This window comes from Lysinibacillus sp. UBA5994 (assembly GCF_002429725.1).
GTDB lineage: Bacteria > Bacillota > Bacilli > Bacillales_A > Planococcaceae > Lysinibacillus > Lysinibacillus capsici.
The window spans coordinates 1-26,708 of sequence record NZ_DJAU01000025.1 but is presented as its reverse complement, the minus strand read 5'-3'; the positions used below and the strand labels follow the sequence as shown (position 1 = coordinate 26,708).

General features: G+C 38.5%; 28 protein-coding genes and 1 pseudogene. 25 read left to right on the top strand and 4 right to left on the bottom strand.

The features are described from left to right. Window positions 1-10: 10 nt before the first annotated feature. The 3 genes from B3D98_RS07675 to B3D98_RS07665 form a co-directional block, all read right to left on the bottom strand. On the bottom strand, window positions 11-793 hold the full coding sequence (locus B3D98_RS07675; protein ID WP_004232559.1) for an enoyl-ACP reductase FabI: 783 nt from the start codon (window positions 791-793) through the stop codon (window positions 11-13). 164 nt (window positions 794-957) lie between these two features. Continuing rightward, window positions 958-1,551: a hypothetical protein gene (locus tag B3D98_RS07670; protein WP_048389781.1), complete on the bottom strand. Its 594-nt coding sequence runs from the start codon at window positions 1,549-1,551 to the stop codon at window positions 958-960. A gap of 137 nt (window positions 1,552-1,688) precedes the next feature. After that, complete coding sequence (locus B3D98_RS07665; protein ID WP_004232564.1) at window positions 1,689-1,937, bottom strand: ferredoxin; 249 nt, start codon at window positions 1,935-1,937, stop codon at window positions 1,689-1,691. Window positions 1,938-2,043: 106 nt separating this feature from the next. On the opposite strand from B3D98_RS07665, the gene B3D98_RS07660 reads away from it, so the two are divergent. The 7 genes from B3D98_RS07660 to B3D98_RS07630 all read left to right on the top strand — a co-directional run bounded on the left by B3D98_RS07660 (window position 2,044) and on the right by B3D98_RS07630 (window position 9,513). Then, window positions 2,044-3,075, top strand: a complete 1,032-nt coding sequence (locus B3D98_RS07660) for a helix-turn-helix domain-containing protein (protein WP_288582163.1) — start codon at window positions 2,044-2,046, stop codon at window positions 3,073-3,075. After that, complete coding sequence (locus B3D98_RS07655; protein ID WP_115673446.1) at window positions 3,076-4,518, top strand: RecQ family ATP-dependent DNA helicase; 1,443 nt, start codon at window positions 3,076-3,078, stop codon at window positions 4,516-4,518. Window positions 4,519-4,604: 86 nt separating this feature from the next. Continuing rightward, window positions 4,605-5,342 (top strand): LysM peptidoglycan-binding domain-containing protein, encoded by a 738-nt coding sequence (locus B3D98_RS07650; protein WP_288582159.1) that lies wholly within the window; start codon window positions 4,605-4,607, stop codon window positions 5,340-5,342. 144 nt (window positions 5,343-5,486) lie between these two features. After that, window positions 5,487-6,245, top strand: a complete 759-nt coding sequence (locus B3D98_RS07645; RefSeq protein WP_288582157.1) for a metallophosphoesterase — start codon at window positions 5,487-5,489, stop codon at window positions 6,243-6,245. Window positions 6,246-6,357: 112 nt separating this feature from the next. Further along, window positions 6,358-7,323: a YpdA family putative bacillithiol disulfide reductase gene (locus B3D98_RS07640; RefSeq protein WP_054550702.1), complete on the top strand. Its 966-nt coding sequence runs from the start codon at window positions 6,358-6,360 to the stop codon at window positions 7,321-7,323. Between the two features lie 58 nt (window positions 7,324-7,381). Beyond that, window positions 7,382-7,942, top strand: coding sequence for a glycerol-3-phosphate acyltransferase (locus B3D98_RS07635; RefSeq protein WP_054550703.1), 561 nt, complete (start codon window positions 7,382-7,384; stop codon window positions 7,940-7,942). 5 nt (window positions 7,943-7,947) lie between these two features. Further along, window positions 7,948-9,513 carry an aminotransferase class V-fold PLP-dependent enzyme gene (locus B3D98_RS07630; protein ID WP_288582155.1) on the top strand — a complete coding sequence of 522 codons (1,566 nt, stop codon included), beginning with the start codon at window positions 7,948-7,950 and terminating at the stop codon, window positions 9,511-9,513. Here the strand turns inward: B3D98_RS07630 and B3D98_RS07625 are convergent. Next, window positions 9,493-10,461 carry an asparaginase gene (locus tag B3D98_RS07625; RefSeq protein WP_048389794.1) on the bottom strand — a complete coding sequence of 323 codons (969 nt, stop codon included), beginning with the start codon at window positions 10,459-10,461 and terminating at the stop codon, window positions 9,493-9,495. The genes B3D98_RS07630 and B3D98_RS07625 overlap by 21 nt on opposite strands. Before the next feature lie 83 nt (window positions 10,462-10,544). Here B3D98_RS07625 and prsW point away from each other — a divergent pair, with 83 nt between their 5' ends. From prsW to ndk, 18 genes and pseudogenes are all read left to right on the top strand, one after another. After that, entirely contained in the window at window positions 10,545-11,219 is a 675-nt protein-coding gene (gene prsW / locus B3D98_RS07620) for a glutamic-type intramembrane protease PrsW (RefSeq protein ID WP_004232588.1), read from the top strand. A 98-nt stretch (window positions 11,220-11,317) separates the two neighbouring features. After that, window positions 11,318-12,133: a spore cortex-lytic enzyme gene (gene sleB, locus B3D98_RS07615; protein WP_054550704.1), complete on the top strand. Its 816-nt coding sequence runs from the start codon at window positions 11,318-11,320 to the stop codon at window positions 12,131-12,133. Window positions 12,134-12,148: 15 nt separating this feature from the next. Then, complete coding sequence (locus B3D98_RS07610) at window positions 12,149-13,432, top strand: PepSY1/2 domain-containing protein (protein ID WP_048389800.1); 1,284 nt, start codon at window positions 12,149-12,151, stop codon at window positions 13,430-13,432. 114 nt (window positions 13,433-13,546) lie between these two features. Next, the gene (locus B3D98_RS07605) at window positions 13,547-14,206 is read left to right on the top strand and encodes a flagellar brake protein (protein WP_054550705.1); all 660 of its coding nucleotides are present in this window, start codon (window positions 13,547-13,549) and stop codon (window positions 14,204-14,206) included. Window positions 14,207-14,301: 95 nt separating this feature from the next. Further along, the gene (cmk, locus tag B3D98_RS07600; RefSeq protein WP_048389802.1) at window positions 14,302-14,976 is read left to right on the top strand and encodes a (d)CMP kinase; all 675 of its coding nucleotides are present in this window, start codon (window positions 14,302-14,304) and stop codon (window positions 14,974-14,976) included. Window positions 14,977-15,078: 102 nt separating this feature from the next. Continuing rightward, window positions 15,079-16,215, top strand: a complete 1,137-nt coding sequence (rpsA, locus tag B3D98_RS07595) for a 30S ribosomal protein S1 (protein ID WP_048389803.1) — start codon at window positions 15,079-15,081, stop codon at window positions 16,213-16,215. A 404-nt stretch (window positions 16,216-16,619) separates the two neighbouring features. Further along, a complete protein-coding gene (gene der, locus B3D98_RS07590) occupies window positions 16,620-17,930 on the top strand; it encodes a ribosome biogenesis GTPase Der (RefSeq protein ID WP_004232601.1) in 1,311 nt (436 codons plus the stop codon). A 110-nt stretch (window positions 17,931-18,040) separates the two neighbouring features. Further along, on the top strand, window positions 18,041-19,057 hold the full coding sequence (locus B3D98_RS07585; RefSeq protein ID WP_016993349.1) for an NAD(P)H-dependent glycerol-3-phosphate dehydrogenase: 1,017 nt from the start codon (window positions 18,041-18,043) through the stop codon (window positions 19,055-19,057). 223 nt (window positions 19,058-19,280) lie between these two features. Next, window positions 19,281-19,493, top strand: a complete 213-nt coding sequence (locus B3D98_RS07580) for a DUF2768 domain-containing protein (RefSeq protein WP_004232605.1) — start codon at window positions 19,281-19,283, stop codon at window positions 19,491-19,493. 22 nt (window positions 19,494-19,515) lie between these two features. Then, on the top strand, window positions 19,516-20,298 hold the full coding sequence (locus B3D98_RS07575; protein WP_054550706.1) for a hypothetical protein: 783 nt from the start codon (window positions 19,516-19,518) through the stop codon (window positions 20,296-20,298). Between the two features lie 92 nt (window positions 20,299-20,390). Then, window positions 20,391-21,852: pseudogene (gene spoIVA, locus B3D98_RS07570) on the top strand (stage IV sporulation protein A). A gap of 198 nt (window positions 21,853-22,050) precedes the next feature. Further along, on the top strand, window positions 22,051-22,323 hold the full coding sequence (locus B3D98_RS07565) for an HU family DNA-binding protein (protein WP_004232618.1): 273 nt from the start codon (window positions 22,051-22,053) through the stop codon (window positions 22,321-22,323). A 219-nt stretch (window positions 22,324-22,542) separates the two neighbouring features. Continuing rightward, window positions 22,543-23,112 (top strand): GTP cyclohydrolase I FolE, encoded by a 570-nt coding sequence (gene folE / locus B3D98_RS07560; RefSeq protein ID WP_009370809.1) that lies wholly within the window; start codon window positions 22,543-22,545, stop codon window positions 23,110-23,112. A gap of 62 nt (window positions 23,113-23,174) precedes the next feature. Further along, window positions 23,175-23,393 carry a trp RNA-binding attenuation protein MtrB gene (gene mtrB / locus B3D98_RS07555; RefSeq protein WP_004232621.1) on the top strand — a complete coding sequence of 73 codons (219 nt, stop codon included), beginning with the start codon at window positions 23,175-23,177 and terminating at the stop codon, window positions 23,391-23,393. 263 nt (window positions 23,394-23,656) lie between these two features. Then, complete coding sequence (locus tag B3D98_RS07550; RefSeq protein ID WP_048389813.1) at window positions 23,657-24,424, top strand: heptaprenyl diphosphate synthase component 1; 768 nt, start codon at window positions 23,657-23,659, stop codon at window positions 24,422-24,424. A 15-nt stretch (window positions 24,425-24,439) separates the two neighbouring features. After that, window positions 24,440-25,144 carry a demethylmenaquinone methyltransferase gene (locus tag B3D98_RS07545; RefSeq protein ID WP_054550707.1) on the top strand — a complete coding sequence of 235 codons (705 nt, stop codon included), beginning with the start codon at window positions 24,440-24,442 and terminating at the stop codon, window positions 25,142-25,144. A gap of 19 nt (window positions 25,145-25,163) precedes the next feature. Beyond that, a complete protein-coding gene (gene hepT / locus B3D98_RS07540) occupies window positions 25,164-26,138 on the top strand; it encodes a heptaprenyl diphosphate synthase component II (protein WP_054550708.1) in 975 nt (324 codons plus the stop codon). Between the two features lie 86 nt (window positions 26,139-26,224). Then, window positions 26,225-26,641 carry a nucleoside-diphosphate kinase gene (ndk, locus tag B3D98_RS07535; protein WP_004232627.1) on the top strand — a complete coding sequence of 139 codons (417 nt, stop codon included), beginning with the start codon at window positions 26,225-26,227 and terminating at the stop codon, window positions 26,639-26,641. Window positions 26,642-26,708: the final 67 nt, after the last annotated feature.

The window sequence follows — 26,708 nt, the reverse complement described above, 5'->3', positions numbered from 1 at the left end:
TTCTTTATTGTTAACCCATAATATTGTAGCCAGCGTCGATGTAGATCGTCTCACCAGTCACACCACGTGATAGGTGAGATAGCATAACAATCGTCATATCTGCTACTTCGTCTTGTTGAACATTACGTTTTAAAGGAGCTGTTTCTTCAATTTTGTGTAAGATTGTGTTAAAAGAAGGAACACCTTTTGCAGCGAGTGTACGAATAGCACCAGCTGAGATAGCATTGACGCGAATATTATCTTGGCCAATATCAGCAGCAAGATAGCGCATAGAAGCCTCTAATGCAGCTTTTGCAACGCCCATCACATTGTAGCCATCAAGTACTCGTTCTGCACCTAAGTAACTCATTGTAACGATAGAGCCACCCTCTGTCATGTATGGATGAGCTGCTTTTGCAGTGGAAATAAGTGAATAGGCACTTGTATCTTGTGCGAATGCATAGCCTTCTCGAGTTGTTTCAAGGAAGCGGTTGTGTAAATCTTCTGCATGCGCAAAAGCCACTGAATGTACAATCCCATGAATAACACCAACCTTTGAGCCGATTTCTTCAAAAGCTGCTTTTGTGCTGTCGTCACTATTCACATCACATTGAACAACAAGAGAATCGGATTGTCCGATATTTTCTAATTGTTTTTGTAATTTTTTTAATGAACGTTCTTGACGATACGTGAAGATGACATTTGCACCAACGTCAAATAAACGTTTAGCAATGCCCCAAGCAATACTGCGATCATTTGCTACGCCCATGACAACAATGTTCTTATCTTTTAATTGTAATAAATTATCCATCATTATGAAGAACTCCTTTGTGAGATAATATCTGTTATTAGTACCAACTACTAAAATCTTATCATACATAAAATAACGTTGCAATAACAAGATGAAAAGAGAAGTAGTTTAGAGAGCAAAAAAAATTCATCTCTTTACAGTAGAGACGAATTAAAAAGTGTGCTATTTTATTTTGTTACATAATGATCATACATATCTACTGCTCGATTAACAGCACTACTGACAGTGATTCTAAAGCAATTTTGTGACCGAATGACCTGTGCCAATATTTTGATTGCTCTTGTTTGATTTTTATGGAATAAAGCATTGTCTGTTTGAAAATCATCGTCTAAAAAGGCAAGATAATAAGGTATTCGATTTTGTGGTTTTAACAAATCAGATTCTGCACTTTTTTCAAGTGTATCGTACACCCATAAATCGATGGCATTTCCTAAGTGGAAGGCCGCAAAATACTGAAAATCATCATTCTCACATTCTTTTACTTTTTGAATTATTTGAATTTTTTGGAGCTCATCTAATAAGAATGTATTGATGGAATAATAGATGGCTTTAGAAGGATTTAGAATGAGCTCATCGGTCTGCTGCGATTTTAAGAAAACCCAGTTATTTAACACGTTTGCCCATGCGTCCACAGTATTCAAACATTTCGCACAAACATCTGGAAATATTGATTGCCACTTTGCAGCAAGATTTTTAAATCTATTCATATGGTCTTGATCAATATAAAATAAACTATGCTCAACTTGTAACTGCTCAAACATTCACATTCCTCCAATAGATTGGTATGTATAGCAATGGACCATATGCCTATTATCTTGATGCAAAAGATAGCCAATATTTTAATCAATAAGAAGGCATCCCCTGAAGGATGCCTTTTAAGATATACATCAACGGAAGACTATTCAAATTTTAATGAGTCACCATCGAATGTTTCATCTGCTACTTTGATAGAGTCTGTTGGACAACCTTCAAAAGCGTCTTGCATATCTTCCAATAGATCCTCTGGAACTTCAGCAGTTCCCATGTTATCATCTAAAATAACGAAGGCAATGCCTTCATCATCATAATCATAAATGTCTGGCGCTGCGGCTCCACATGCGCCACAAGCGATGCATGTATCTTTATCAACTATTGTGTATTTAGCCATTTTATTCTCTCCTTTAACGATGTTCCTACAAAGCTTCATACTCATTTTAAAGATGTTTATCTTACATTTCAACTTAAATACTATTAAATTGGAGGAATTTGCGTCAATGTTTCATCAAATTTTATTGCAAATCTTTCAAAAACTCAATAAAGAGCGGACGATTTCGGCTGCCTATCATGTCCTAAGAGGGAAGCGTTCAGGCCAGACAATTCAAGATATTGGTCTTTTTCAACTGCATCAATATTTTGGCCTCTTGCCAAAACTATCTCGTACTACATTTGATGAGGCTGTAAACTTATTTATGCAGAATAGTTGGTTAAATGTGCAGGAATCTGGTCATTTTTACATGGAAACGCTAGGATTACAACGTGCACAACAAACGCCAACCTTTTTCTTTGATGGTTGGCACTATCGGGGAAATGAGCATGTGTTTTTTGCGAGGCTCACTCTCATTGTACAAAGTTTGTCACATCAAGCCGCAGCCGTTCGTACCTTTTCACCGATTAGTAGAGATACAATGATTCAAGCGTGGGTGCGAACTTTTTTACAGGCACATCATTATAAGGAAGGTCATTTACAGCAGCAATTATTGACAGAATGTAATCATGTGCTAACTATTCTCCCTGTGTCAGATGCAAGCAAACAGCTTGTTCTGTATCGTTTAAGTGGTTATCAATTACCAGGATGGACGTGGCAACAGCTTGCAGATGAACGGAAGGAAACTGTACTGGATAGTCAATTAGCTTTTATTGAAACCCTACATATATTATTAAATGAAGTGCATCAAAAAATAGATGATTACCCATTGCTAGGGCATGTGGCAGAAGGATTAAAAGTTAAAATATTGCTAACAGATTCTGCAAAACAAACCGCACAATTATATGAACAAGGTTATTCGATGGAGCAAATTGTTCAAATGAGAAAACTAAAACAAAGTACAATTGAGGATCATTTTGTGGAATTAGCTATGTATGAACCGAACTTTTCTATTGGCCCATTCGTCTCCTATGATGAAGCCCAAAAAGTGTGGCAGGCATCGAAGCAGTATCAAACAAAAAAATTGAAAATATTACATGAAGCTTTAAACGATATGAGTTATTTTCAATTAAGGCTTGTCCTTGCGAAAGGAGAAGTATAAATGGAACTTGAACAATTATTGCATAAGCATTTTGGTTATTCATCATTTCGGCCAGGACAGAAAGAAGTCATTGAGGCATTACTACAAGAACAAGATGTTATTGCCTTATTGCCAACAGGAATGGGAAAATCACTCTGCTACCAGCTACCAGCCTATACATTAGAGAAACCTGTACTAATTGTTTCACCCTTACTGTCATTAATGCAGGATCAAGTAGAAGAGCTGAAGCGTTTTGGGGAAAAGAGGGTGGTAGCTTTAAATTCCTTTTTATCACTAACAGAGAAACGTTATGTATTACATTTTTTAGAGCAATATCGTTTTATTTTTACTTCCCCAGAGATGCTGCTCCAGCAACAGGTACAAGAGAAACTGGCGCAGATGAAGCTAGGTTTAATCGTAGTAGATGAGGCACATTGTATCTCACAATGGGGCTTTGATTTTCGACCAGATTATTTACGAATAGGTGACTGGCTATCGAGAGAAAATCGTCCGCCAATTTTGGCATTATCTGCTACGGCAACAAAGAAGGTTGTTCGAGATATACGGGAAACTTTATCTCTCAAAGCACCATTCGAGTTTATGTATAATGTTGACCGCCCGAATATTCATTTAGGTCGTGTAGTAGTGGAGGATAAGGCTGATAAAGCTAGATGGCTCATGCACCATGTTACGGAAACGGCAGGACCTGGTATTTTATATGTTTCCTCACGTAAACGTGCGCAACAATATAGCGAAGCCTTATTACAAGAGGGCGTTCGTGTTGCTGCATATCATGCTGGCTATGGGGTGGAGGACCGGCAATTTATTCAACAGCAATTTATAGCTGGTGAACTTGATTGGATTGTTGCAACAAACGCTTTTGGTATGGGCATTAATAAGCTTGATATACGGCAGGTCATTCATGAATCAATGCCTGCCAATATAGCGAATTATATGCAGGAGATTGGACGTGCAGGGCGGGATGGTCACTCTGCACTTGCTATATTACTGTATGCTGAAGGTGATGAGGAGCTGGCTAAATTTGTTGTGACAGGCGATTTACCAACTTTACATCATGTTGACCGCTACCAGGAGCTGCTATCTCAGCAAATACAGCCCATCCAAATGCTGAAAAATGGGGAGTTAAGTGAGACAGCCTTCCGTGTGTTAGACTATTGGCTGCAACGAGAGTCTTCGGAACAAGTGAAGGTCCGATTAAATCATTTAGCACTAGAGAAATACAATGCAGTGAATGAAATGCTTCAAATCATACAGACAAAAGACTGTATTCGTGAACATTTAGTCGGGTATTTTGGGCAAAAATTGCAGAAAAAGCCGGAAAACTGTTGTGAAAATTGTGGAATCCATTATGATGTAATCAAGAAAGTACGCTTAAAAGAGAAAAAGAAAGTAGAAATGGCAACGTGGGAAAGTCGATTGCAACAACTATTAATGGGTAATTAGACTAAAACTGACGGTCATTTACTTTTTTCGTAAAATTCGTCATAATAGAGATGATAGAAAGCGTAGTAAGGTTGGGGGAAAGGCGAATGAATAAAGAAGATTATCGCGATAAAATAGAAGAGCATCGTCAATCGTTTGAAGATGAGCAAAAAGAACAGCAATCCTTATCAAGAGTTTCTAGAATGAATAAAAACGGTAATAAAAACAAAAAGCCAAAAAATTCGAAACGTAAGACACCGTTAATGACGATTCTGTTTGTTATTTTTATCTTGATACCATTAACAATTCTTATTTATTTTTGGAAATTTTATGAACCAGGAAAAACGATTGAACAAGCCGAAAAGGATACAGCTGAACAGGTTGTCGAATTAGATCCTTCAGAAGCATCTGCGTCAGATAAAGATAAGGAAAAAGATGATAAGGTTCAAGACGCTCAGGGAGATAAGAAGGCTCAAGAGCAATCTCAAAAAGATGCTGATAAGTTAGCAGCGGAGCAAAAAGCTGCTGAAGAAGCGAAAAAGGCTCAAGAAGCGAAAAAGGCAGAGGCAGCAAAAAAAGCCGAAGAAGCTCGAAAAGCTGAAGAAGCAAGAATAGCTCAACAACAAGCAGAGGCAGCAAGAAAAGCAGAAGAGGCTAGAAAAGCGGAAGAAGCAAAACAAAATGCTAAAGCAACGACACATACTGTAAAAGCAAATGAGAACTTATACCGAATTGCATTAAATCACTATGGCGATGGCAGTGAAGCGACTTTAGCTAAAATTCGTGCTGCTAATGGGATGTCCTCTAATACTGTAATGGTTGGGCAAGTCATTAAGTTACCTTAATAGAATTTTTTTATCGTTATATAGGTTTTCTAGTATAAAATTACAGACAAACGTTCACACCAAAACGTACGTCTGATTTAGCAAAAAGGCGATTCGTTTTTTAAGAAGAATCGCCTTTTTGCTGTCGTAAGGAGAAGTGAGAAAATGCTATATTTAGGGCTATTTCTTTTGGTAGTCATCGCCCCTCCACTTTATATGTGGAAGGTGGCACATGAAAATAATGTATTGTCTCACCAGCTTTCATTACAGGGTGAACAGGAGAAGGTACGATTATTTTTTATTTCAGATGTTCATTTACGTAAAATAAGTAAGGAAATGATTGCACAGTTACAGGGACATCATTTTGATGCAGTAATTATTGGCGGTGATTTTGCGGATAGCCGTACACCGATTGATCGTATTCATGAAAATTTATCATTATTAACGTCCCTTGGACCAACCTATTTTATTTGGGGCAATAATGACAGAGAAATTGGGGAAGAAAGACTGAAGGACATTTTACAGGCATACCATGTTCAAATTATTGTCAATGATGCCGTACAGCTTCCGCTTAAAAATAGCTTTTGGTTAAGTGCTATTGAGGATACAACCGTTAAAGAATATAGTTTTGAAAAAGCTTTTGCAAAGATAGGAGATCAGGATTTAGTTGTTTTTATCGCCCATAATCCAGAGGTTTTTGCGAAAGTTCGGGCTAAATATCGTGCGGATTTAATGATGGGGGGACATTTACATGGAGGGCAAATCAGATTCGGTCCATATGGTGTCCATCCAAATGGTTCCTATCGTCGGCGTGATGGTGTCATGACTTTAGTAAGCAATGGCTATGGGACGACATTAGTACCTTTTCGATTTGGTGCAAAGCCCCAATGTCATATAATTGACATTGATATTTCGAGTAAATAAACAACCAAAACGTGTGAGAAGGCGTATAATAAAAAAGTATCGTCTATTCTATGAAATGTGAAAGCATGGAGCAGCAATTTTTGCTGTTCAAATTCGATTGGAGTGTCAAGAAATGCAGCAAGCAGATGCAATTATTGTTGGAGGAGGCCCATGCGGCTTAGCAGCAGCAATAGCTTTGCAAAATATTGGTTTACAACCTATTGTGATTGAAAAAGGAAATATCGTCAATGCCATCTATCATTACCCTACACATCAAACATTTTTTAGTACGAGTGAACGGTTAGCCATTGGTGATGTACCATTTATTATTGAAGGACGTAAGCCGAAACGCAATCAAGCCCTTGTCTACTATCGAGAGGTCGTCCGTTTAAAAAATATACAAGTTAATCGCTTCGAAAAAGTACAAAGTGTTGTAAAAAATAATGATTTGTTCACGGTTACCTCCGATAAGGAAATATATGAAACGCCCTATGTTGTCATTGCAACAGGTTATTATGATCATCCGAATTATTTAAATATCCATGGTGAGGAGTTGCCTAAAGTTTTCCATTACTTTAAAGAGGGCCATGAATTTTTTGATACGGATGTTCTAGTTATAGGCGGCAAAAATTCAGCGATAGATGCCGCGTTAGAATTAAATAAAGCCGGGGCTCGTGTAACCGTAGCCTATCGTGGCAGCGAATACTCTCCAAGCATCAAGCCATGGGTATTACCCGAATTTGAAGGGGTAGTCAAAACTGGAGAAGTTGACATGCTTTTTAATACAAATGTATTGGAAATACGTGAGCACGAAGTTGTTTTAGAAGTAGAGGGCCAAGAGAAAATAGTAAAAAATGATTTCGTTTTTGCTATGACTGGCTATCATCCTGATCACTCCTTTATTAAAGCGATGGGAGTGGACATAGAGGAAGAAACGGGTCGTCCTTATGTTACGCCTGAAACGATGGAAACCAATGTTGAAGGACTATTCATTGCAGGTGTTATTGCAGCAGGAAATAATGCCAATGAAATTTTTATTGAAAATGGTCGTTTCCATGGCGAATGTATCGCTCGAACTATTGAGCAGAGAAAAAAATAACGATCGAGGCTGTATAGGCATGTAGCTTATACAGCCTTTTTAGCAAGGAGGCAGCTCAATGATTGGCTTGTATTGGCTCTTGAGTTATTTAATAGGAAACATCTTGACGGCTTATTTCGTTGGTAAGATATACGGTGTCAATTTGCAGGAAGAGCGTAGTAAAAATTTAGGCGCGCGTAATGCGGGAAGTGTGATTGGGAAAACAGCGTTTATTTTGACTCTGCTTGGCGATTCATTAAAAGGTGTACTTGTTGTAGGGTTAGGACGCATGTGGCAATTGGATGAATGGGTCCTTATTGGCGGAGCTGCATGGGTTATAATTGGCCATCTATTTCCGATTTGGCTGAAATGGAATGGAGGGAAAGGTGTAGCTACTTTTATTGGTGTGGGTCTCGCCTTATCGCCAAGTCTTTTTTTATGGATGATTATTGGTACAGCACTTATATCTGCATTTACTAGAAGTCTGACACTTGGCATGGTTGGGGGCTTTGCTTTTTATATAGCCGCAATTATACAAGCAGGGAAATTAGAGCCATATGGACTTTTAATCATGGCAATCGTGTGTATGCTTATTAAGCATATGTCTAATATTCAGGAATCATTGAAAAGAGGGAAGTGAAGGAAATGTATTGGTGTAAAATTGCCAAGACAAATGAAGAATTTGAGGCGATTGCTCGATTGAATTATGAAACATTTGTAGAAGAAATTCCTCAGCATGAGGTAAATGCATCGCGAAAAAAAGTAGATCGATTTCATCAGGAGAATACCTATGTCGTTGTTTATAAGCAAACAGAATTAATTGGCATGGTGGCGTTTAGAGATCAACGACCATTTTCTATTGATGAAAAGATTGGTAAGGTCGAGCAGTATTTATCGAAGGAAAATTGTGAGAAGCTTTGTGAAATTCGTTTGCTTTCCGTGAAGAAAGGTTATCGAACGGGTCGAGTTCTATTGAAGCTTACTCAGGCCTTAACTACATTTGCCTACGAAAAAGGCTATTCTGCGGCAGTGATTTCAGGTACAACGAGAGAGGAAAAACTATATAAGCAGATGGGTTTTAAGCAGTTTGCACCAGCTGTCGGGGAAGAGGGTGCGATGTTTTTACCGATGGTGCTCACTAGACATGAATTTGAACAATCATTACAACATAGACTAACGACGGAACCCTCTACATTTTATCCTGGGCCGGTGAGGCAATTAAAGACAATTGCTCATTCAGATTTATCACATCGTTCATTACCTTTTTATGCGCTTTATGAACGAGTGCAGAAGAAGTTGCTGCATTTATCGAAGTCCAATCATGTTGGTGTAATCGTAGGGACGGGAACGCTAGCAAATGAAGTAATGCTTGCACAACTAAAGGCACAGCAATTAGGAAAAGGGCTTATTCTCACAAATGGAGAATTCGGTGAACGTTTACAGAAGCAAGCCGCTCGTTGGTCATTACATTATGATGTGGTAGAAAAAGAATGGGGAACAGTATTTGATGACAAAGAACTGGCTTCACAGCTTGAGACGGGGTCTTATCAGTGGATGTTGGCAGTACATGGTGAGACTTCCACGGGAACTTGTAATAACTTAGATATTCTTAAAAAGCTTGCTAAACAATACAATGTAAAGTTATGTATAGATTGTATTAGTTCGTTCGGTGCCATGCCGTTCTCTTTACAGGACTGCTATTTAGCTACGGCTGTGAGTGGTAAGGCCATTGGTGCGTTAAGTGGGCTAGCATTTGTATTTTCGCAATCACTTGCACCCCCATCTGCCGATCTACCCGCTTATCTTGATTTAGCAAATTATCAGCAAGGTGTCATACCATTTACATTACCTGCTGTATTACTGAGCAATGCGGAGACTGCATTGCAAGCCTATCCAGCACGTTATGAGCAGCTACAGCAACGCTTTCAATCACTGCTGCAGCTACCAATCATGCAATTTCAATATCCAACTACTCAATATCCGATGTTGATAACGGTTCAATTGCCTAATAATTATGCCAACCTACTTATTGATCTAGCATTAAACGGGCTATTCGTTCATGGTGAAAGCCAGTATTTACGCCAAAAGAATTTCATTCAATTTTCTGTGATACAGCCAGATTTTGATGAAGCTTTGGCTCGACTTAGCGAAATACTGGGCTATTATGAACAGGTGATCGAGACTTTAGCGTTACAAGAAAAAGTCCTTTAAATTTAAAGGCGAGCCAGTTGTGTTAAGGCCTATTAATAATTTTAAGCGTGCCTTTTGACCATTAATACCTGTGGCGAATATGGCGCCTAAGTCTTCTAGCATTTTACCGCCGCCCATATAGCCATAAACACCTTCTGCAATTCCATTAAAGCAGCGGGAAACAAGTACAACTGGGATGTCTCGTTGTATAAGGCTTTCAATTCCCTTTACAACAGATGGCGGGACATTCCCTTGACCTAGTCCTTCTAGCACAACACCATCATATTTACATGCAAGCACGACATCCAATAAATCTTCTTCCATTCCAGCGTACACTTTTAGCATTGCGACACGCTTAGGTAAATTGTTAACATCTACATATTGTCGACGAATTGGTGCGTGATGGAATAAGATTCGGGATTTTGTAATAAGGCCAATCGGTCCATATTGTGGAGATTGGAAAGTATTTACTGAACTTGTGCTTGTTTTTGTTGTATTTACAGCAAGATGAACCTCATCATTCATCACAACAAGCACACCTTTATCACGTGCTTCTTCATCAACAGCTACTCGGACTGCTTCTACTAAATTATAAATCCCATCTGCTCCAAGTTCGTTAGATGAACGCATTGCTCCTGTTAGCACAATCGGAATGGCTAAGTTCGTAGTTAGCTCTAAGAAATAGGCGGTTTCTTCCAATGTATCCGTACCGTGTGTGATGACCACACCGTCAATTGGCTGTGCGTCAATTTGTTCCAAAATCAAGTTACGCAATAAAAGCATCTCTTTCGGTGTAATATGTGGAGAAGGAAGGTTAAAAGCTTCTATTTCGATAATGCTTGCTAGTGAAGCCAGTTTATTACTTTCCTTCATTAGAGGATTTTCCTTATTAGGCATGACCGCTCCTTCAGCACTCATCGCCATGGAGATTGTGCCGCCAGTATGAATTAATAAAATTGTTTTTTTCATAAAAAATAAATCTCCTTTTAAAAAGTTTTTTTGTCATTACATGGTATAATAATAGCAGTCTATTGTTGAAAGGAGCCGGCATCATGATCATTTTATTATCTGCTGCCATTGCTCCCGGTCTAGCGCTTTTTAGTTATTTCTATTTGCGCAATCAAATGGCTACGGAGCCAAGAAGAACTTTACTACAAACGTTTTTATACGGCGCATTTTTAACGTTCCCAATCATGTTTTTACAGTATGTATTAACAGAGGAAGGGGTTTTTCGATATCTTTATCTTCAAGACGTACTATTTTCGAGTGTCATTGAAGAATTTTTTAAATGGTTTGTGCTATTAATTGCCATCTATAATCATATAGAATTTGATGACCCTTACGATGGTATATTGTACGGGGCAAGCATTTCACTTGGCTTTGCTACGATTGAAAATGTTCTTTATTTACTTTCATTTGGCTTAGACACGGCATTTATGCGAGCCTTATTACCAGTATCGAGTCATGCTTTGTTCGGTGTCGTAATGGGCTATTATTATGGACGGGCTAAGTTTTCGAAACTTGTTAAGACAAAAGAGATGATTGCTATGGCGCTTTGTGCACCAGTGGTACTTCACATTCTATACAATACAATATTATCATTCAAAGGTCACTGGGTTTATTTAATGATTCCTTTTATGTTGTTTTTATGGTGGTTTGGCTTGCGCAAAGTGAAGCTTGCACATTATCATCTGGTGCAGCATCTTCACATGCAAAAGAAAATATAAAGCGTAGAAATCGTCAAAGATTTCTACGCTTTATTTCATTTTTATCATGTATAAATTACTCTTTTTGTTTCAAGCTATAAAAAAAAGGAGTGATAAAAGTGCGTTTAGTAAGCATACTTTTTGCTTTGATATTAGGAATTAGTATAATTGCGATTCCTCAAAATGATGCGAATGCATTTAGCGATCAGCAAATTACTCGAGGTGCCTATGGAGATGATGTCATTGAATTGCAAGCAAGGCTACAATACTTAGGTTTTTATAAGAGTAAAATTGATGGTAAATTTGGCTACAACACATACTGGGCTTTACGTAATTTCCAAGAAAATTATGGATTACCGGTAGATGGAATTGCAGGCGCTAAGACAAAGAAAGCGTTAACGGGCAATTCAGATTATGATGAAAAATGGGTGAAAGCTCAATTAAATGCAGGAAACCAATTTACTTATTATGGTGGCAAGCCACTTGATCAGCAAGTGAAAAAGAATACTAGTGGTGGCAGTAGCAATAGTAGTGGAAGTAGTAATAATAATGGAACACAGACACAAGTTCCTCCCAAATATACAGAGCGTGATTTACAGCTAATGGCGAATGCGGTATATGGAGAGGCAAGGGGAGAACCATATGAAGGACAAGTAGCAGTTGCTGCAGTTATTTTAAATCGTTTGGAAAGCCCAGATTTCCCGAATACTATTTCAGGTATCATTTTCCAACCGTTAGCATTTACGGCCGTTGCAGATGGGCAAATTTGGCTTGAGCCAAATGAGCGAGCGAAAGAAGCGGTTATTGATGCCATGAACGGCTGGGACCCTTCTGAAAATGCATTGTATTATTTCAATCCAAAAACTGCAACGAGCAAATGGATTTGGTCACGTCCACAAATTAAACAAATTGGAGAGCATATTTTCTGTTCATAGAAAGGAGGAACCTAGATGAAAACTTGGCTCGTGGTCTTAACGATTGCCGTTATTGGGTTAGGGGCATACAGTATTGATTTACATGGAGATAAAGAAGATTTACAACGTACCGTGCTAGCACAATATACAGATAAGTTAACGGATGCATCTGAAAAACTTTCCCATCTTCAACGCTCAGTATCACAATCCCTGTTGTTTCAAGATGAGCAGGCGATTCACAATGAACTAGATTCGGTTTGGCGTTTAAGCTCAGAAGTTCGTTCTTCAATTGCGAATATTCCAATAGGACAAGAACTATCAAGTGAATGGATGAACTATCTAGGTCGACTTGGCGATGAAGCAAAAAGGACAGCGAAAACAGGGGATTATGAAGCTTGGCGTGAAAAAATGCCCCAGGTTTCAACGAATTTACAATCTCTTTCCGATGAATGGACAGCTGCAACCGTCGATTTCTATAAGCATGATGGGAAAATGGATGTTTGGCTACAGCAAGTAGATAATAAAAACCCAAATAGCCAATTTGATACTGTAAAGGATACATTAAAGGGCTACGGCGAAAAGGATTTCCCGTTAACTTTATCTGAATCTGATTGGCAGAAAAAAATTGAGTTAAAGGCATTACAGGATGCAGTTATTACCGAAAAAGAAGCACTAGAAAAAGTGAAATACTTATTCCCAGTCATTAAAGATGCCACATTTACAGTTACAAAAAGTAGTGATACAGCACCATATCCTTTTTATCATATCCAATTCCACCAAGGGATTCGATTAGGCTATGTTGATTTAACAGAAAAGGGTGGACATTTATTATCCTATTTAGTAGAACGTCCTGTGGATGAAGCCAAGTTATCACAAGAGGAAATCATGAAAAAAGCGCAGGAATATGTGAAGAAATTAGGCATGAAAGATGTAGCCTATGTGGAATCACGAGAAAATCATCAAGCTTGGCATGTGACATTTGCTCGTGTCCATCCTGGAGATAATGCGTTAATCTACGCTGATGGTGTTCAATTGAAAGTGGCGAAAGATACAGGTGAGCTGTTAGGTGCAAATGCAATGGAATATATTCAAGAAGAAAATATTAAAAAGCAAACAGCTAAGCCGATTGATTGGAAAACGTTCTTCCAAGACGATATCCAAGTACAAGAGGTAAAAAATATCTACACAGATAATGGACAATTTGAGCAACGTCTTTGCTATGAGGTCATTGCATTGCGTGATGGTAATACACAGGAAACATTTAGAATTGTTATTGATGCGGAAAACCATAATGTATTAAAAGTGGAATATCTAACTTAATCAATGATGCTTCCGCTCTGTATCAACTTGACATGAAAATACTACCAATTTTTATAGCCAAAATAAGCTTCTCATGAGATAATTAAACTATATTTTTCGCACGGGGAGATGCTCATGGAAATAAAAATTGGTACACAATTACAACTTGAACCAACTTATACAGAGCGTTTGGAGAAATTCCGCTGTAAAGTTGTAGAGCAAAAAGATAATATTCTATATATTGATTATCCGGTTAATATGGCAACAAAGAAAACGGCATTTTTAATAGATGGCTCAGAATTTAGAGCAACTTTTCGTACCGAGGATAAGCAATCCTTTGCCTTTAATACAGAGGTAGTTGGCCGTAAAGCAGGTAATATCCCAATGATTATGTTGCATTGTCCAACACCAGAGGAGTTTATAAAAATTCAGCGACGAGAATACGTTCGTGTGGAGACACAAGTAGACGTTGCTATTCAGTTGAAAGATTATAAATATCAGCTTGTGACTGTGGATATTAGTGCAGGAGGCCTAGCAGTCATGTTGAAAGGTCAAGTAGCTTTCACTGAGGGTGATGAAGTAAAACTAACCATTGTATTGCCATTTGCCAATGGAGATGTCAAGTATGTCATTACGGAAGCGCTGATCGTACGTATTTTTGAAAAAGAGGATAAACGCATTGCAACAATCCAACTAACAGATACAGATGATGTCGATCAACAGCATATTGTCCGTTTTTGCTTTGAACGTCAATTAGTCAATCGTCGTAAAGAAATGAACCCTTTTAATGTTTAATATCCTTTATGAATATTTTGATGAAGCCCTCTCCTAGTAGAGGGCTTTTTTGAGGTTATATGATACAATAAGAGGTGCAGAAAGTAGGGAAGAATATGAAGAAAAACATTCAAATTGCGATAGACGGGCCTGCTGGTGCTGGCAAAAGTACAATCGCGAAAATTGTTGCTGAAGCACTTGGCTTTACTTACATTGACACAGGGGCAATGTATCGAGCAGTTACGTATAAAGCGATGCAACAAAACATACATTTAGATGATGAAGCAAAATTAGCAGAGATGCTTGAAGTAAGCACAATTGAATTAAAACCATCACCTCAGGGACAGCTTGTTTTTTTAGATGGTCACAATGTGTCAGCGGAAATACGCTCTAATGAGGTCACTTCATCAGTCTCACAAGTAGCTGCCCATGCGAAGGTTCGTGAGCTATTAGTTGCTCAACAGCAAAAACTTGCAGCTAATGGCGGTGTTGTCATGGATGGCCGCGATATTGCTACACATGTCTTAAAGGATGCAGAACTAAAGGTTTTCATGTCTGCAACGGTAGAGGAGCGTGCTAGACGACGCTTGATTGATAATCAAAAAAGAGGAATTGAGTCCTCTCTTGAAAAACTTCAGGAAGAAATTGCGCTACGTGATAAAAAGGATAGTGAGCGTGAAGCATCGCCACTGATTCAAGCTGAAGATGCGATTTTTTTAGATACAACAGCATTGTCCATTGATGATGCAGCACAAGCTATTTTAAAATTAGCAGAAGAAAAAATGCTATAAATCCTAAAATTTCAGACATTTTTAGAATTTAAAGGATTTATTTTTGTCTTTGTCTTCAATATCGAATAAAATAGTAAGGGAAGATGCGAAGGAGGGTTACATATGTCTGAAGAAATGAACTATGCAGAACAAACGTTTAACGAGGGTGATATCGTCAAAGGCATTGCCGCGCAAGTTGATGAAAAGGCAGTATCTGTATCAATTCCAGGTGCTCCGTTTGATGGTATTGTACCGATTAGTGAATTATCAAGCTTACACATTGAGAAAGCGTCTGATGTCATCTCAGTTGGAGATGAATTAGAATTGATGATTACAAAGGTTGAAGAAGAAAACTTTGTCCTATCAAAACGTAAAGTGGATGCTCTAAAAGCATGGGATACACTGGAGCAGCAATTTGCCGCTGAGGAAATCTTTGAAGCGGAAGTAAAGGATATTGTTAAAGGTGGTCTTGTCGTAGATTTAGGTGTACGTGGCTTTGTACCAGCATCGCTTGTAGAGGACTATTTTGTTGATGATTTTGAAGGCTATAAAGGGCAAACATTAAGCTTTAAAATTGTTGAGCTTGATAAGGATAAGAATCGCCTTATTTTATCTCACCGAGCAGTGGTTGAAGCAGAGAAAGCTTCACAAAAGAAAAATGTGATTAATCAAATAAAAGCTGGCGATGTATTGGATGGTAAAGTACAGCGTCTCGCGTCATTTGGTGCATTTATCGACCTAGGTGGTATTGATGGTCTTGTACACATCTCGCAAGTATCACATGAGCATGTGAGTGATGTGAGTGAGGTTTTAGCTGAAGGACAAGATGTAAAAGTAAAAGTTCTATCAGTGGACCCAGAAAATGAACGTATTTCTTTATCTATTAAGGAAACAATTCCTGGACCATGGTCTAATATTGAAGAACGTGCCGCTAAAGGCACTATTTTAGACGGTAGAGTGAAGCGACTTACTTCATTTGGCGCATTTGTGGAAGTATTCCCAGGCGTTGAAGGTTTAGTGCATATATCGCAAATTGCGCATAAGCACATTAACACGCCTCATGAAGCACTAAAAGAGGGACAAGAAGTACAGGTAAAGGTTCTTGATGTCAACGCTGACGAAGGCCGTCTAGCCCTTAGTATTAAAGAATTATTAGAAAATCCTGAAGCAGAAGAAGTAATCGACTATGAATTACCTGAAGAGAATACAGGCTTCTCATTCGGTGATGTGATTGGCGATAAACTAAAAAACTTTAAATAATGTATAAAGCGAGGATGCATAATTGTATCCTCGCTATTTTTATGGTTGATAGGATTTTGAAAGTGAAGGATAGCGATTGAGGAGTGGATAAAATCTTTGAATTGAAGGATAAAACTTTAAAAGTAGCGGATAAGATTTCAGAAGTGAAGGATAGCAAATAAGAAGAGGATAAAATCTTTGAATTGAAGGATAAAACTCTAAAAGTAGCGGATAAGATTCTCAAAATAAAGGATAGCAATTAAAAAGGCGATAGAACCTTTATAACATCTGATAGAGCGCTTAAAAAAATGAGGTAACACCTTTTATCACCATACATAGCGTTCTACATTATGGATATGATATGATATAATGGCATTTTTCGTGTATAATAGCGAAAGACAAGAAGTTGGAAGGATGAAGTACAGATGACGAAACCAGTAGTAGCCATCGTAGGTCGTCCGAACGTAGGTAAGTCGACGATTTTTAATCGTATCGTTGGAGAACGTGTTTCGATTGTGGAGGATATCCCAGGCGTAACACGTGACCGTATTTATAGTTCGGCAGAGTGGTTAACACACGATTTTAATATTATTGATACAGGTGGCATTGAAATTGGAGACGAGCCGTTTTTAGAACAAATTCGTCAACAAGCTGAAATCGCTATTGATGAAGCAGACGTTATTATTTTCATGACAAATGGTCGTGAAGGGGTAACGGCAGCAGATGAGCAAGTTGCTAAAATTTTATACAAAACAAAAAAACCAGTCGTATTAGCGGTCAATAAAATTGATAATCCTGATATGCGTGAAATGATTTATGATTTTTATGCACTTGGCTTCGGTGAACCTTGGCCTATTTCAGGTTCCCACGGTTTAGGTTTAGGGGATTTATTGGACGAATGTGCGAAACATTTCCCGAAAGAAGATGAAGAACAATACGGTGATGATGTCATTAAATTCTCTTTAATTGGTCGCCCGAATGTTGGGAAATCCTCTTTAGTGAATGCTTTCCTAGGGCAGGAACGTGTTATTGTTAGTAATATTGCAGGGACAACACGTGATGCGATTGATACACCTTATGCATATGATGGACAGGAATATGTCATTATTGATACGGCGGGTATGCGTAAAAAAGGAAAGATTTATGAAACAACCGAGAAATATTCTGTGTTACGTGCGCTACGTGCTATTGAACGCTCAGACGTTGTTTTAGTAGTGCTGAATGCAGAAGAAGGTATTCAGGAGCAAGATAAAAAAATCGCTGGCTATGCACATGAGGCTGGAAAAGCTGTGATCATTGTTGTGAATAAATGGGATGCCATTGAAAAAGATGAAAAAACAATGAATGTCTTTACACAGCAAATTCGTGAGCATTTCCTATTTTTAGATTATGCCCCAATTATTTTTGTATCGGCGAATACAAAACAGCGTGTGCATCAAATTTTACCGATTATCCAACGTGTCAGCGAGAATCATGCGATGCGTATTCAGTCCTCTATTTTAAATGAAGTGATTGAGGACTCAGTGGCTCGTAATCCAGCACCGACAGATAAAGGTCGTCGTTTACGTATTTACTATGCTACTCAGGTAGCGATTAAGCCACCAACATTCGTTATTTTTGTGAATGAACCTGAGCTTATGCATTTCTCATACGAACGCTTCTTAGAAAATCGCATCCGCGAAACATTTGACTTTGAAGGGACGCCAATTCGTTTAATTACACGTGCGCGTGCTTAAGGCAATAGCTATAGACATACAATACGCCAACCCGACATTATTGTTGGGTGGCGTCTTTTTACAAGAAAGAACTTACTTAATAGACAACCCAACAAAGGGAGGATTTTGTTATGGAAAAAGTTTGTGTGTTAGGGGCAGGCTCATGGGGTACTGCACTGGCAATGGTACTAGCGGAAAATGGACATGATACGCTGGTATGGACACATAGAGCTGAGCAGGCAGAAGAAATCAATCAACTGCATACGAATAAAAAATATTTACCAGAAACCATACTACCTGTAAATTTACATGCGACGAGTGATATGGCGCAGGTAGCAACTCATGCAGAAACCATTGTTGTGGCTGTTCCAACAAAAGCGATTCGTGAAGTATGCGAGAAACTAACGGCTGAATTAACAAAAAAAGTGTTGTTTGTCCATGTTTCGAAAGGAATTGAGCCTGACTCATTAAAACGAATATCTGAGATTTTAGCAGAAAGCTTACCAGCAATGTATGTGGAAGAAATTGTTGTTCTTTCTGGGCCAAGTCATGCAGAAGAAGTGGTACTGCATCATCCTACAACGGTTACTGCAGCTTGTGCTAATATTGATGCTGCTGAAAAGGTACAGGATTTATTTATGAATCAGTTCTTCCGCGTCTATACAAATGAGGATATCATTGGTGTAGAAATAGGAGGAGCGTTGAAAAACGTTATCGCTTTAGCGGCAGGTATTACTGATGGCTTAAATTATGGAGACAATGCAAAAGCGGCACTTATTACGCGAGGTCTTGCAGAAATTTCACGGTTAGGTGTAAAAATGGGTGGTAATCCATTTACGTTCTCAGGGCTTACAGGTATGGGGGACTTAATTGTAACCTGTACAAGTGTCCACTCGCGAAACTGGCGTGCAGGTAATATGTTAGGGCAAGGTATGAAGCTACAAGAAGTGCTGGATCAAATGGGCATGGTCGTAGAAGGTGTCCGTACCACGAAGGCAGCCTATCAATTAGCAGAGAAATATGATGTCGCCATGCCGATTTCCACAGAGCTCTATAGTGTGCTATTTAATGATGTTGAACCGAAAGTGGCAGTAGATGCCTTAATGATGCGTATGAAAAAACGAGAAATAGACGATATGAAGCATTAATATTAATTTTTTGATTAGACTTGTCATTAAATGGACATAAATAAGGTGTCTCAACGAATCTGTTGAGACGCCTTATTGTGTGCCACTAGTTGAATAGAAATACAAGCTAAAAGAGTTGTCCATTTCTTGATAGTTATGGGACAACTATTTCTTTTTAGCAAAAGCACATAGTATAATATACTTTGATTGTGTCTTGACATTCAAAGAAAGGTGGTTTTTTGAAATGGGCCCGTTAGCTCATATGCCTGCGCTTGATGTAATGTGGGTGTCGTTTTATTGCATCGCATTTATGATTATATCAGTCGGCTTAATTTATTTAGCGCGAAATAAGATTTCAAATGTATTTTTACGAACAGTCGTAAATTTATGTGCATACATACTGTTTGGACTTGGCACATTTTTAATGGTACTTGTAGTTGCCACTTGGCCAGCATAAATAATAATGAGGTGTCAGTAACATGAAAAAACTAAGTGCTTTGCTGTTGGTATTTGCAACCGCCATACTGTTAGTAGGATGTGCGTACCCAGAAGAAGAAAAAAGGGCTAAGGTCACGCCTGATGTCGATCAACTAGCGGCAGTTCAACGTGCTGTGGATGAATACCGTGAAGCAACAGGTGGACTAGTACCAATTAAAAATAGCGAGCTAGATACGGATATCTATATCAAATATTTAATCGATTTTGAAAAACTTATGCCGAAGTATTTGACGACAATTCCTGGAAATGCCTATGAAAAAGGTGGTATATATCAATATATCATTTGGGACCCTGAAAATGAGGCATCGGTCAAATTAGTAGATTTAAACGCGGCAGAGCGTATACGTGAAATAGGTATTCGTAAACTATCTACACAGTATTTACCAATAAAAGGGTCAATTTCAGATAATGTTTATCAGATCAACTATAAAGATTTGGGTTATAAAACAGAGGTAACTGTAAAAAGTCCCTATTCTGGCGTCGAGTTACCGCTTTTCATGACTGGTGATGGTGAATTACATGTAGACTATGCTGTGGATTTAGGCCAGCTTTTAAAAGAGGATAAGCCGAATGTAAAGCCAGGTGATGATATTCGCCAACTGCTTGTCGACAAATTTCCAGTGGTGCCTGCCTATTCTATTCCATATACAGTGGACGAGAATGGAGAGCCTATCTATGATATGAAAACGTATAATGCGGATGTCAAAAAAGCGAAAGAATTACAAAAACAAGAGGCAGAAGCCGCCGAGAAAAAAGAGAAATAGCAAACAAGCTCCTTACATTTGTGAGGGGCTTTTTCATATTTGTCTACAGGCTCGCATATAGTGAAAAAGCGTAGATAAAGGAGGCAGAAACCTTGAGTGAAGCAGTATTTAGAGAAATTGCAGAGCGCACAAATGGCGATGTTTATATTGGTGTTGTCGGTCCAGTACGTGTAGGTAAATCAACATTTGTAAAAAAGGTAATGGAATCAGTCGTGTTACCAAACATTGTGGATGAAACNNGATGAGTTGCCACAAAGTTCTCCGGGGCCAGTCATTATGACTGCTGAGCCGAAGTTTGTGCCTGCCCAAGCAACCCGTATTGTGGTCGGTGAAGATGAAATGCCATTCCAAATTCGATTAGCAGATTGTGTTGGTTATATTATCGATGGGACAAAAGGCTATGAGGATGAAAATGGACCAAAATTTGTTCATACGCCTTGGCATACGGAGCCAATTCCATTTCAGGAAGCCGCTAAAATTGGCACAGATAAGGTGATTCGCGATCATGCGAATATTGGTATTGTCGTAACGACTGATGGTACAGTGAACGGAATCAGTCGACGAGCAGCAGAGAAGGCAGAAGAGGAAATTGTAGAGCAATTAAAAGACATCGGCAAACCATTTGTCATCTTACTCAATTGCCAAATGCCTGCGAGAGAAGAAACGGTTCAGCTTCGCAATGAATTGTTTGAACGTTACAATGTCCCTGTTATTGCGATGTCCATTGATCAAATGAGAGAAACGGATATTCAATATATTTTACAAGAGGCGTTATTTGAATTCCCAATTCGTACCATTGAGGTGGAAAAACCAGACTGGCTGGATGTATTAGATGCTACACATCCATTAAATGTTGCATTGATTGATTCGATGGAGGAAGTCCTTTCTTCTGTTATGAAAATTCGAGATGTGCAACAGGCGTCAGATGCCTTTAAAGCCATTGACTTTATTGACCAAAGTGAAGTTGTTCATGTAGATGCAGGTGTAGGAACAGCTGTAATTCGGGTATCCCTACAGGGTGAATTGTATAAATCAGTTTGTAATGAATGGCTAGAAGAACCAATTGAAACGAAAAAAGATTGGTTACTCTTTATCAAAGAGGCGGCAGAGGCAAAAGAGGCCCAAAAGCGATTTAAAAGTGCTATTCACGATGCTGATACGACAGGCTATGGCGTGACATTGCCAATGATGCAGGAATTTGAGCCAACAGCCCCAGAGCTCATTAAACAGAATAATTTCTTCGGCGTACGAATGAAGGCAAAAGCGCCATCCTATCATATTATCCGAGTTGATATGGAGTCAGAATTTGCACCGTTAATTGGCTCAGAGTTCCATAGTCAGCAACTTCTAAAAGATTTAAATCATGCTTATTTACATGATCGTGATGCCTTATGGAATACACAATTATTTGGCACACCATTGCATGAAGTATTAAAAGAGGGTATTCGCTATAAAATGGACGCAGTTCCATCTACTGCCAAAAAACGTATGCGTCAGACGATTGAACGTATGGTTAACGAAGGAGATCGTGGTTTAGTAACATTTATTTTATAGTGATAAAATTCAGAAAAAATGCAAAAAATATACGCAGGGCTTTTCGTTTTTATGCGAAAAGTCCTTTTATTTTTGTTTTTTGGGTGAAAAACTGATTTTTTGGTTATAATCATGAATGAATACAGTTGCGTAGCGGTTTTCTATGTGTTACTCTTTTTACAGAATTGGTTCATGACCCTTTGAGAGGAGGTGAATGGTGTGAATAAAACAGAATTAGTAAACTCTGTTGCTGAAGCTGCAGGTCTTTCTAAAAAAGACGCTTCTAAAGCAGTTGAAGCTGTATTTGATACAATTCAAGATGCTCTTGCAAAGGGTGACAAAGTACAATTAATTGGTTTTGGTAACTTTGAAGTACGTGAACGTGCGGCTCGTAAAGGTCGTAACCCACAAACTGGTAAAGAAATCGAAATCGCTGCTAGCAAGGTGCCTGCTTTCAAACCAGGTAAAGCGCTTAAAGACGCGGTAAAATAATACACGTCTAGTAGTTACATAGAGCAGTCTTCATGTTAACGAACATGAAGGCTGCTCTTTTTAACTTCAAATTTGAATTTTACATAATAATATACAGTGATTTTCTTATCTAGAAGCGAATTTCTGATGAATCAGGTAAGTCATTTTGCGCTTACCTTTTGGATGTGCTACGATGCATAGGGAAATGTGTAATGTTTTGATATGCAGGAGGGTTTTTTGATGTCGAATATTGATTTATTAAAAATAGAAGAAGCGGTAAAAATGATTTTAGAAGCGGTAGGTGAAGATGTAAATCGTGAAGGTTTATTGGATACGCCGAAGCGTGTAGCAAAAATGTATGCCGAAATGTTCAGCGGCTTGCATGAGGATGCTAAAGATTATTTTAAAACGGTATTTCATGAGGATCATGAAGAACTAGTGCTTGTCAAAGATATACCTTTTTATTCGATGTGTGAGCATCATCTAGTACCTTTCTATGGCAAAGCACATGTTGCATACATACCAAATGACGGCGTTGTTGCTGGGCTGAGTAAGTTAGGACGTGCAGTGGAGACGATTGCCCGCAGACCACAACTGCAAGAGCGTATTACCTCTTCAGTAGCAGACACAATAATGGAGATGCTTTCGCCAAAAGGTGTCTATGTTGTGATCGAGGCTGAGCATATGTGTATGACAATGCGTGGATTAAAAAAACCTGGTTCTAAAACGGTGACATCTGTTGCACGCGGTATTTATGAGGAAGATGAAGTGAAACGTAGAGAAGTACTATCATTTATTCAAATGTCTTAAATTGCGTGTCTAATTATGTTATGATGAACTAAGAATTTGTCGGATTTAAGGAGTGTACAAAGATGTCACAAGATTATATTGTTATTCAAGCTGAAGAAGATGGTGTACATGTCATTGGATTAACACGTGGAACTGATACGAAATTCCATCATTCAGAGAAATTAGATGCCGGCGAAGTAATGATTGCTCAATTTACAGAACACACGTCTGCCATGAAAATACGCGGTAAAGCGCAAATTCATACAGCACATGGCGTGATCAATAGCGAAGCGAAAAAATAAGAAATTTTGTTTCTGACGATAGGTTTTAATGCTGTTCAACGTTCTACAACACATATAAAAACACTAGATGTGAAAAACTTAGTATAAGGTCTATGGGCAGTTAGCATTCCAACATTCAATTATGGGAGAGCTTTACTGCCTGTGCTATGAAGAAAGCAAATTTTTTTTATTCCGCATCGTTGCGTATGCTATAATGACTCAGTAAGCAAGCGTTTGGCCTTGTATAGGGCTAACGTATCTGAAAGTGAAATGGAGTAAGGTCTATGAATGCAACATACATTCAAAATTCAATTGCACAGTTAAAAACAGAGATTTTCATGGATGTTCGTCATAGAACTTTGCAAAAATACACAGGTGTACCTGTGCTAGATGAAAATCAACTGTTTTATTTGTTAATCCCGTTTTTGAATGGTGAAGAGTGGCAACAAGAGCAACAAGAGGCTGCAATTACTGTTGGCATAGTGTACGCAGCATTAGCGGCTCACGATCATATAAAAGAATTAGACGCAACATCAAAAGAACAGCAGCTTACCGTATTAGCTGGGGATTTTTATAGTGGTCGTTATTATGAAATATTAGCAATGTCAGGGAATGTTGCATTAATTCGAAACTTGTCACAAGGTATTGTGGCACGATGTGAAAACCAAATTAAGGTTTATGAAAATAAACAACGAACAATGGAACAGTGGTATACATCGATGAGTACGATAGAATCTGGGTTAATTGCTCAATTTTTTGATCTTTATTCTTTCAGTGAATATATACCACTTATAGAAAAAAGCTTATTAATCTTGCGTTTAGAAAAAGAATGGACAGCTTATCAACGTGGGCAAATGTCTTTAATGGGTAAGGCACTAGAAGAAAGTGTCAGACGTAATGGCGCAACCTTTAATAGCGTCATCCAAGGGAAAATTGTGCATTTAAAAACAGAGCTATCACAGATCATTAATCAGGCATCCTTTTTACAAAGTGATATCAAACAAGCTTTACATGCACATGTAGAGGCATCCATTGCTTCTACTAACGGATAAGAGAGGTTTTTCAAAATGGCTAAAACGAAAGAAGAACACGTTCACGAAGTATTTGAAAGTATTTCGGAAAACTACGATAAAATGAATGGTGTAATTAGTTTCCAGATGCATGTTGGCTGGCGTAACGATACGATGAAGCACATGGCTGTAAAACCTGGATCAAAAGCACTTGATGTATGCTGTGGCACCGCAGACTGGACAATCGCATTGGCAGAGGCTGTTGGTGAAAGTGGAGAAGTAAAAGGGCTTGACTTTAGTCAAAACATGCTGAAAGTTGGCGAAAAAAAGGTAGAGCCATACCCACAAATTGAACTCATTCATGGAAATGCAATGGAGTTGCCTTTTCCAGATGATACGTTTGATTATGTGACAATCGGCTTTGGTCTTCGCAATGTACCTGATTATTTACAAGTTTTGAAGGAAATGCATCGTGTTGTTAAACCGGGTGGAATGGTGGTTTGTTTAGAAACATCTCAATCTGAAATCCCTGGTTATCGTCAGCTGTTCCGTTTTTATTTTAAATATATAATGCCGATATTTGGTAAAATATTTGCGAAAAGCTATAAGGAGTATTCTTGGCTTCAGGAATCTGCGAATGATTTCCCAGGTATGAAAAGGTTAGCGGCATTGTTTGAGCAGGCAGGATTAGAAAAAGTAACGTACAAAGCATACAGTGGCGGGGCTGCGGCAATGCATATGGGCTTTAAAAAGATACGTTAATGGGGGAAGGTTTTCACACGTGGAAAAGATGAAGTTAAAACTACTCTATTCCGATTTGAAATCAGATATCGAAATCATTGAACAAGAGTTAGAAAAAGCGGTGGACTCATCTTCATATTTGATCAACGATGCTTCTCTCCATTTATTACAAGCTGGTGGCAAACGGATAAGACCAATTTTTGTGTTACTAGGCGCAAAATTTGGTGATTATGACATTGAGAAGATGAAGGATGTAGCAGTGCCTTTAGAACTCATTCATATGGCATCGCTTGTACATGATGATGTCATTGACGACTCCAATATGCGAAGAGGACGCCCAACTGTCAAATCACAGTGGAATAACAGGGTAGCAATGTACACAGGCGATTTTATTTTCGCACGTGCGCTGGAATATATAACAAAGTTAGAAGACCCACTTGTTCATCAAATTTTAGCCCGTACGATGGTGGAGATTTGTAACGGTGAAGTCATTCAAATTGAAGATAAATTTAGATTAGATCAAGGTTTAAAAGATTATTTTAGAAGAATCAAACGTAAAACAGCATTACTTATTTCTTCAAGCTGTGAGCTAGGAGCTGTGGCAGCGGGGGTTGATGCTAAAACAGTTCGGCATTTAAAGCGCTTCGGCTACTTTGTAGGCATGAGCTTCCAAATTATCGATGATGTTTTAGATATTATGGCAACCGATAAAGAACTAGGGAAGCCAGCAGGTAGTGACTTACTACAGGGCAATATTACTTTACCGATTTTATTGTTGAAAGATGATCCGGAGATGCAACCATACTTAGTTAAAGTGTTTGCAGGCACGTTAACAGAATCGGAACGTCAAAATATGTTGCAATATGTGCGTAAATCTCATGCGATTGAGCAAGCTAATCGTATGAGTGATAAATATTTGAAAAAAGCCTTACAAGAAATTGATGCTTTACCAAAACATCCCGTTAAGAAAAAATTACGTGATGTAGCATTGTTCATGGGTAAGCGCAAATTCTAGCTTTTTGTTGTACAAAAGCTCATTTTTTGTTAATATTTATCGGTAGGTGTAAAACCTGTTAGACGAATTTAAGGAGTGTTTTAAACATGGCAATTGAACAAACTTTTTTAATGGTTAAGCCTGACGGCGTTGAACGTCAAGTAATTGGAGACATCGTTGATCGTTTCGAACGTCGCGGTTTTGTAATGAAAGGTGCTAAATTAATGGTAATTCCTAAAGAATTAGCAGAAAAGCACTATGCTGAGCATGCTGAGCGTCCATTCTTTGGTGAATTAGTTGATTTCATCACTTCTGGTCCTGTATTCGCTATGGTATGGGAAGGCGAGAACGTAATCAAGCTTGCTCGTACAATGATGGGTGCAACAAAACCTGAAGAATCTAACCCAGGTACAATCCGTGGTGACTATGCAACAACTGTTTCTCACAACATCATCCACGGTTCTGACTCTCTTGCATCTGCAGAGCGCGAAATCGGCTTATTCTTCGGTGAAGATTTAGTTTAATTTCGAATAGATCAAGCAATCTCAATTTTTTGAGATTGCTTTTTTATTGTATCTTTTGAAAACCCCT